Genomic DNA, 7,098 nt, shown 5'->3' with positions numbered 1-7,098 from the left:
ATCAAGCCAGCTCCTACAGGGGTTCCTACCGTAGGTTCCCGAAGGATTGTGTAGTGCGATAGATGACAGCGAAAACGACAAAGCCCGCACAAGGCGGGCTTTGGGATTCGAGTAGGTGGCCGGTGCTGGTCTCCGGCTTACAAGGTTTATCAGGACTCTCACAGAACAGTTTTGTGCTCTTCTGCTTCACACGGCATAAGGGCTGGATCTCAGCGCGGAGATCTTTCTAACCGTGTACCCTTCGGAACGCGCCCCACGTGTCCTTGCCATCCGCTTGCGCATCAGTCTGCGTCTTCACCTACATGTTCAATGGTAGCCCACCGTCAGCAATGCGAAACGGCATTTTTAGATCGATTTGATCCGCAACGAAGCCCCGCAGGAAGCAAAGAAAATAACCACCCCAAAGCCGCATTCCCCGCATACCTGCGCAATCTGGCAACAGTGTTTGTCCAGCGGACCGCTATTTGAGGAAAGACTAAACTCCTAGCATCGACTTCACCCGGTGAACATACGATTCAAGCAGCCACTGACTCACCGGGACCCACCGAAACTCGATGCGAAGGTGAACACCATGAAAGCTTTAAAAATCGCGATGTTTCTGGCATTTGCCGGTGTAGCCGCTCAGGCCTACTCGGATGAAACTCCCACTAATGCGGCCAGCCAGATTCCGGTTGAAAGTTACTCTTACGGCATGAAACTCGATATCCAGAAAATCATTACCGTGACGGATACGGGAGACGAGTGCTCGCCAGTGCCGAAGCAAATGACCTATGAAGACTCGAAGGGTCAACGCCGTATCCTTCAGTACCAGGTGATGGGAACCGGCTGTTCGAACGGTTGAGGACCGTGCGTACGATGGGGGGTCGACACTCCATGCCTGCCGCCCCCCCTGCATTATCGTCCTGCGGCTGAACCGGCAATTTCTTCATCGGATGCCAACAGCACCGGTAGGTAATCCTTCAGAAACTCCACCCATGTCTTTATTTTTGCGTCCACGAACTTGCGTGACGGGTAGATCGGCTGGCACGCAACGCAATCAACGTGATGTGCGGTTGTGGTTTTAAACGTGAGTGAAGGACTCGAAGACATTCTGGCCGAGCACTTGGCGGTGATTTTTTGCGGGATCAATCCGGGTGTGATGGCCGCGGCCCAGGGGCATCACTTTGCTGGCAGGGGCAATCGCTTCTGGCGCACGCTGCATCTTGCCGGTTTTACACCGCAGGAAGTACGCCCGGAAAACGACCGGCAGATTTTGCAGTATGAGTGTGGCTTGACCGCCGTGGTGGATCGGCCGACGGCGCGGGCGGATCAACTATCGATGGATGAATTCACCGTCGCCGCGGCGAGTTCCGAACAGAAAATCGAACGCCATGCGCCACGCTTCGTAGCGTTTCTCGGTAAAGCGGCGTATTGCGCGTTATCCCGCCAGCGAGACATTGCCTGGGGCCTGCAAACAACCACGTTTGGCAATGCCGCAGTGTGGGTGCTGCCCAATCCGAGCGGTCGGAATCTCGCCTTCACCCAGGAACAGTTGATTGCCGCTTACCGCCAACTCTATCTGGCGACCAAAGCGGGTCAGCCATCGACCGCTTGAATACTCCGCCATAAGCAGCGTTTCAGATCCATTGCGATACAGTCATTGGCAATGCTTTCAGAACAACAACAAAACAGGAGTTGAATATGTCCGAGCTGAAACTGCACCCCAACGCGGCAGCATCCTTGGCCCAGTGGCACGCAATGATCCGCGAAGCTGACCTGCAAGCCCTGCCCGCCCTGCTGGACCCGAACGCGGTGTTCCGCTCACCGATGGCACACACTCCGTACCCGGGCGCCAAGGTGGTCACGATGATTCTGACCACGGTGTTCAACGTCTTTGAAGAGTTCACCTACCACCGCGAGTTGGCGACTGCGGACGGCTTGAATGTCGTTCTCGAATTCAGCGCCAAGGTCGGCGGAAAAGAGCTCAAGGGCATCGACATGATCCGCTTCGACGAGCAAGGCAAAATCGTTGAATTCGAGGTCATGGTCCGTCCGCTGAGCGGCTTGCAGGCCCTGGGCGAAGAAATGGGTCGCCGTCTCGGTGCTTATCTGGCGGCCAGCAAGGCCTGAAGAATTAAAGGCATCGCCAGCAAGCCGGCTCCTACAGGGGCAGCGCAAAACCTGTAGGAGCCGGCTTGCTGGCGATGGCCACACCTCGACTTCAAGGTCGATCCCCTACAACGTCCTCTGCCCGTTGCCGATGCGCTTGGCTTTCTCGATCCCCCACTCCATCGCCGCTTCCATGTCGAGAAAATGCAGCGCGGGATGATCGTTCTCCTCAACGGCCGTGCCATCAGGTCGGTAGACACCGATAAACATACCCAACGAACCGTCCCGCAGGATCTCGGCCTTGACCTTGATGCTGCATCCGTTCGACAGCGTTTCCGTGTGGAGCAAATGGCGTTCAGTCATTGTTGCGTTCCTCCGGGTAGTTAAGTCGGTCAACGCGTACCGCAGTCCATATTTTTAGTTCAAAAAACCGCTGAAAGGCCTGGTGTACAAGGGTGCAAGACAGCGGCGCAATGCCACCTATACTACAAGCCACCGCCCCCTCGGGGTCTGCACTCCCAACAATAAAAAGCAGAGGTGGAACATGGTCTGGCAGCAAATCTACGATCCGTTCGGCAACCCGGTCATTTCAACCATCATGGCAGCAGTGCCGGTCGTGGTGATGCTGGCAGCCCTGGCGTTCTTCCACATCAAAGCACATCTGGCGGCATTGCTCGCCCTCGCCTCGGCCCTGGTCATCGCGATTTTCGCCTTCGGCATGCCGGCGAACATGGCAGGCTCGGCCGCTCTTTATGGCGCCGCCAACGGCTTGCTGCCGATTGGCTGGATTGTGCTCAACATCATCTTCCTGCACCGACTGACCACCGAGAACGGCTCGTTCAAAGTGTTGCAGGACTCGCTGGCGCGCATTACCGACGATCGTCGCCTGCAATTGTTGCTGATTGCCTTCTGCTTCGGCGCCTTTTTCGAAGGGGCTGCCGGGTTCGGTACGCCGGTGGCGGTGACCGGGGCGATTCTGATCGGTCTGGGCTTCTCGCCGCTGGCCGCGTCCGGCCTGGCATTGATCGCCAACACCGCACCCGTGGCGTTCGGCGCGCTGGGTACGCCGATCATTACGCTGGCCAAGGTCACCGGCCTGGATGAGATGGAGCTGTCGATGATGGTCGGCCGGCAATTGCCGTTTTTCTCGGTGATCGTGCCGTTCTGGTTGATCTGGGCCTTCGCCGGCTGGCGCAAGATGCTGGAAATCTGGCCGGCCATTCTGGTCGCTGGGGTTAGCTTCGCAGTGCCGCAGTTCCTGGTGTCCAACTACCACGGGCCGATGCTGGTGGACGTGATCGCCGCGCTGATTTCCATGGCCTGCCTGACCGGTTTTCTCAGGGTGTGGAAACCCGCGACAGTGCACACCTCCGCCGCGCTGTCCGGGCGCGTCGACAACTCCAAAATAGCCGAAGAGCATGATGAAAAACCCGTCGCCAGCGCGACTTTCGCCAGCGACACCAAGCCTGCTGTCATGCGCGCCTGGATGCCGTGGATCATCCTCACAGTGTTCGTTTTCGCCTGGGGCACCCAGGGCTTCAAGAACCTGTTCGATACCCGCCCGGCGATTGATCCGGTCACGAACTCGGCCAAGCTCGATCCCCAAGGCAAACCGCTGCGCGAAGCGAACCCGATCTTTGCCCCGGTCGTCACCTTCGGCACGATCCACCAGCAAATCGAAAAAGTCCCGCCGGTGGTGCCTGCGCCTAAAACCGAGGATGCGGTCTACAAGTTCACCTGGCTGACCAGCACTGGCAGCGGCATCTTGTTGGCGGCGATCTTAGGCGGCTTGTTGATGGGCTATTCCATCCCGCAATTGATCAAGCAGTACCTGCGAACCATCTGGGTTGTGCGTTACTCGCTGATTACCATTGTGGCGATGCTCGCGCTCGGCTTCCTCACCCGCTATTCGGGGCTGGATGCCACCATGGGTCTGGCGTTCGCGGCGACGGGGATTTTCTATCCCATGTTCGGCACCCTGCTCGGCTGGCTCGGCGTGGCGCTGACGGGTTCGGACACGGCGTCCAACGTGCTGTTCGGCGGCTTGCAGAAAGTGACTGCCGAGCAACTCGGTCTGAGCCCGGTGTTGATGGCGGCGGCCAACAGTTCCGGTGGGGTCATGGGCAAGATGGTTGACGCTCAGTCGATCGTGGTGGCTTCCACCGCCACGCGCTGGTATGGCCATGAAGGGGAAATTCTGCGTTATGTGTTCTTCCATTCCGTCATTCTGGCGATTCTGGTGGGTGGGTTGGTGACGTTGCAGGCGTATGTGTCGCCGTTTACGCAGATGGTTGTGGGTGGGCATTGAGCTAAGTGGGCATATCCGTTTCTTGGGTAACGGCGGAACCAATAGCCGCCGTTACCGCAGAAACGGATATACACCTAAGGCTCAAATAAACAGACCGCTGCCCGGCCATACACGAACGGAGTATCGTAAAACGACTATGAACATTCTCTACGATGAACGCGTTGATGGTGTGCTGCCGGACATCGACAAAGCCGCCTTGCTGCGAGCCCTGCAAACCCGCTTGCCGAAGCTGGAAGTACTGAGTCAGCAGGAAGAACTCAAGCCGTACGAATGCGACGGACTCTCGGCCTATCGCACCACGCCCCTGCTGGTGGTGCTGCCGCGCCACCTCGACGAGGTCCAAGGCGTGCTTCGACTCTGTCATGAATTGCACGTCCCGGTGGTCGCCCGTGGCGCCGGCACCGGTTTGTCCGGCGGCGCATTGCCGCTGGAAAAAGGCGTGCTGCTGGTAATGGCGCGTTTCAACAACATCCTGCACATCGACCCTGCCGCCCGCACGGCAAGGGTCCAGCCAGGCGTGCGCAACCTGGCGATTTCCCAGGCGGCCGCGCTGTTCGGCCTGTACTACGCGCCGGACCCTTCTTCGCAAATTGCCTGTTCCATCGGCGGCAATGTCGCTGAAAACGCTGGCGGCGTGCATTGCCTGAAATACGGCCTGACCGTGCACAACCTGCTTAAAGTCGACATTCTGACAGTCGATGGCGAACACCTGACGTTGGGCTCCGACGCCCTCGACTCGCCCGGCTTCGACCTGCTGGCGCTGTTCACCGGTTCCGAAGGCATGCTCGGGGTGATCACCGAAGTCACGGTCAAACTGCTGCCCAAACCACAGACCGCGAAGGTGCTGCTGGCCGCGTTCGATGCCGTCGAAAAGGCCGGTCGCGCGGTCGGGGACATCATCGCCGCCGGCATCATTCCCGGTGGCCTGGAAATGATGGACAACCTGGCGATTCGTGCCGCCGAAGACTTTATCCACGCCGGTTATCCGGTGGACGCCGAAGCCATCCTGCTGTGCGAACTCGACGGGGTCGAAGCCGATGTCCACGACGACTGCGACCGTGTGCGCCAGGTGCTGGAAAACGCGGGTGCCACCGAAGTGCGTCAGGCCAAGGATGAAGCAGAACGCGTGCGTTTCTGGGCCGGGCGCAAGAATGCCTTCCCGGCAGTGGGTCGCCTTTCTCCCGATTACTACTGCATGGACGGCACCATCCCGCGCCGCGAATTGCCTGGTGTGCTGCGTGCGATTGCGGCGCTGTCCGCCGAGTATGACCTGCGCGTCGCCAACGTTTTTCACGCGGGTGACGGCAACATGCACCCGCTGATTCTGTTCGACGCCAATCAACCGGGCGAGCTCGACCGCGCCGAAAACCTGGGCGGCAAGATCCTCGAGTTATGCGTGAAGGTCGGCGGCAGCATTACCGGAGAACACGGTGTGGGCCGCGAGAAAATCAATCAGATGTGCGCGCAGTTCAACAGCGACGAGCTGACCGTGTTCCATGCCGTCAAAGCCGCGTTCGATCCGAGTGGTTTGCTCAATCCGGGCAAGAACATTCCGACCCTGCACCGCTGCGCAGAGTTTGGTGCCATGCACGTGCACATGGGTCAACTGCCCTTCCCTGAGCTGGAGCGTTTCTGATGCACAGTGAATGGGATATCGATGACAGCGCCGTGCTGCTGGAGCAGGTCAACCAGGCACTGGAAAACGCCACGCCGCTGCGCATTCAGGGCTCCAACAGCAAGGCGTTTCTGGGACGCATTGTTGCGGGGGAAGTCCTCGATACACGCTCGCACCGTGGCATCGTCAGCTATGATCCGACCGAACTGGTGATCACCGCGCGCTGCGGTACGCCGTTGTCAGAGCTGAAGGAGGTGCTGGATGATGCGCAGCAGATGCTGCCCTGCGAACCGCCCTCCTTCGGTGACGACGCCACCGTCGGCGGGATGATCGCCTGCGGACTGTCGGGGCCACGCCGCCCATGGTCTGGCTCGGTTCGCGACTTTGTCCTAGGCACGCGCGTCATCACCGGGCATGGCAAACACTTGCGCTTCGGTGGCGAAGTGATGAAGAACGTCGCCGGCTACGACCTTTCGCGTCTGATGGCTGGCAGCTTCGGCTCCCTTGGCGTGATCACGGAAGTCTCGCTCAAGGTGCTGCCCAAACCACGTCAGTGCCTGAGCATCAGCCTGGAAATGGACAGCGAACGTGCCTTGTTGCGCCTCGCGGAATGGGGCCAGCAACCGCTGCCGATCAGCGCCGCGTGCCACGACGGGCAGCGCCTGCACCTGCGGTTGGAAGGTGGTGAAGGCTCGGTGACGGCGGCCCATGACCGGTTGGGTGGCGAGTTGTTGGACAGCGCTTACTGGACGGATCTCAACGAACAGCGACTGAGTTTCTTCGACGAGGATCAGCCGCTTTGGCGCTTGTCTGTGCCGCATAACACCGTTTGGTTGTCCCTGCCCGGCCGGCAATTGATCGACTGGGGCGGTGCCCAGCGCTGGCTCAAGTCCGACGCTGAAGCGGCGTTCATTCGCAAGGTCGTCGAAGAGGTTGGCGGCCACGTCACCTGCTACAGCCATGGCCTGATCGACAGCCCGTTCCAACCGCTGCCTGACGCGTTGATGCGCTATCACCGCAGCCTGAAGCAGCAACTCGATCCACGGGGCATCTTCAACCCCGCACGCCTGTACGCGGAGCTTTGACC

At 59.5% G+C, this 7,098-nt stretch carries 7 protein-coding genes and 1 pseudogene; 6 read left to right on the top strand and 2 right to left on the bottom strand.

Going from position 1 to position 7,098, the window contains the following annotated elements; genetic code table 11:
• The first annotated feature begins 571 nt into the window (after window positions 1-571).
• Window positions 572-841, top strand: coding sequence for a DUF2790 domain-containing protein (locus tag PMI01S_RS26945; RefSeq protein WP_084323127.1), 270 nt, complete (start codon window positions 572-574; stop codon window positions 839-841).
• 53 nt (window positions 842-894) lie between these two features.
• Here PMI01S_RS26945 and PMI01S_RS32145 read toward each other — a convergent pair.
• Window positions 895-1,017, bottom strand: a pseudogene (locus PMI01S_RS32145) (LysR family transcriptional regulator); the annotation flags it as partial.
• Window positions 1,018-1,066: 49 nt separating this feature from the next.
• Here PMI01S_RS32145 and mug point away from each other — a divergent pair.
• Together mug and PMI01S_RS26935 are read left to right on the top strand one after the other, a co-directional pair.
• Window positions 1,067-1,594 (top strand): G/U mismatch-specific DNA glycosylase, encoded by a 528-nt coding sequence (gene mug / locus PMI01S_RS26940; RefSeq protein WP_084323126.1) that lies wholly within the window; start codon window positions 1,067-1,069, stop codon window positions 1,592-1,594.
• Between the two features lie 86 nt (window positions 1,595-1,680).
• Entirely contained in the window at window positions 1,681-2,109 is a 429-nt protein-coding gene (locus tag PMI01S_RS26935; RefSeq protein WP_084323125.1) for a nuclear transport factor 2 family protein, read from the top strand.
• A gap of 105 nt (window positions 2,110-2,214) precedes the next feature.
• Here the strand turns inward: PMI01S_RS26935 and PMI01S_RS26930 are convergent, their stop codons facing one another.
• Window positions 2,215-2,451, bottom strand: coding sequence for a hypothetical protein (locus PMI01S_RS26930; RefSeq protein ID WP_084323124.1), 237 nt, complete (start codon window positions 2,449-2,451; stop codon window positions 2,215-2,217).
• A gap of 181 nt (window positions 2,452-2,632) precedes the next feature.
• Here PMI01S_RS26930 and PMI01S_RS26925 point away from each other — a divergent pair, with 181 nt between their 5' ends.
• From PMI01S_RS26925 to glcE, 3 genes are all read left to right on the top strand, one after another.
• Window positions 2,633-4,396 (top strand): L-lactate permease, encoded by a 1,764-nt coding sequence (locus PMI01S_RS26925; protein ID WP_084323123.1) that lies wholly within the window; start codon window positions 2,633-2,635, stop codon window positions 4,394-4,396.
• A gap of 136 nt (window positions 4,397-4,532) precedes the next feature.
• The gene (glcD, locus tag PMI01S_RS26920; RefSeq protein WP_084323122.1) at window positions 4,533-6,032 is read left to right on the top strand and encodes a glycolate oxidase subunit GlcD; all 1,500 of its coding nucleotides are present in this window, start codon (window positions 4,533-4,535) and stop codon (window positions 6,030-6,032) included.
• Window positions 6,032-7,096: a glycolate oxidase subunit GlcE gene (gene glcE / locus PMI01S_RS26915; RefSeq protein WP_084323121.1), complete on the top strand. Its 1,065-nt coding sequence runs from the start codon at window positions 6,032-6,034 to the stop codon at window positions 7,094-7,096. The genes glcD and glcE overlap by 1 nt, the downstream gene beginning before the upstream one ends.
• Window positions 7,097-7,098 lie beyond the last annotated feature (2 nt).

The organism is Pseudomonas migulae NBRC 103157 (genome assembly GCF_002091715.1).
Classification (GTDB): Bacteria; Pseudomonadota; Gammaproteobacteria; order Pseudomonadales; family Pseudomonadaceae; genus Aquipseudomonas; species Aquipseudomonas migulae_A.
Note: the sequence above shows the minus strand (reverse complement) of the source record. Positions and strands in the feature narration are given on the sequence as shown.

What these genes read in the sequence shown, in the direction of transcription:
- PMI01S_RS26945 (WP_084323127.1), top strand. Translation starts at nt 572, where the DNA reads ATGAAAGCTTTAAAAATCGCGATGTTTCTGGCATTTGCCGGTGTAGCC.
- PMI01S_RS26935 (WP_084323125.1), top strand. Translation starts at nt 1,681, where the DNA reads ATGTCCGAGCTGAAACTGCACCCCAACGCGGCAGCATCCTTGGCCCAG.
- PMI01S_RS26930 (WP_084323124.1), bottom strand. Translation starts at nt 2,451, where the DNA reads ATGACTGAACGCCATTTGCTCCACACGGAAACGCTGTCGAACGGATGC.
- PMI01S_RS26925 (WP_084323123.1), top strand. Translation starts at nt 2,633, where the DNA reads ATGGTCTGGCAGCAAATCTACGATCCGTTCGGCAACCCGGTCATTTCA.
- glcD (WP_084323122.1), top strand. Translation starts at nt 4,533, where the DNA reads ATGAACATTCTCTACGATGAACGCGTTGATGGTGTGCTGCCGGACATC.
- glcE (WP_084323121.1), top strand. Translation starts at nt 6,032, where the DNA reads ATGCACAGTGAATGGGATATCGATGACAGCGCCGTGCTGCTGGAGCAG.